Here is a 344-nt window from a genome sequence, read left to right as displayed (position 1 = left end):
ATTGCCGATTTCGCTCAGCGGCTGCTGAATGGCGGCGGCTTGCGGCGTATTCAGGGCCCTCTGCCTCTCCGCTGGCCGCAACGGCGCTGTGGAATGTTCATCGTTGATGATCACCCACTCGGGTGGTGGCAGGTGGTTGCCCGGGTCAAGCGCATCCGGCGAGGGCCGGATCTGCTGTTGGCTGGCAGCCAACGGCGGCGGGGCGGCGATCTCAACTCCGGCGTGCCCAGAGCCGGCCGCCGCGAAAGCGTCCGTCACGCTCCTGTGTGACGCGGACTCCATATCGCGAACCCGTTGCAGCGCCAAGCGGAGATAGGGGTGGCCTGGAAACAACGTCTCGGCGA

The 344-nt window shown here is 66.6% G+C and carries 1 pseudogene; it reads right to left on the bottom strand.

The annotated features are described in order from the left end of the window. Window positions 1–344 (bottom strand): annotated as a pseudogene (locus AC0L3D_RS37030) (Ulp1 family isopeptidase); the annotation flags it as partial.

The sequence above is a fragment of the Mesorhizobium sp. WSM4837 genome (genome assembly GCF_055811435.1).
Note: the sequence above shows the minus strand (reverse complement) of the source record. Positions and strands in the feature narration are given on the sequence as shown.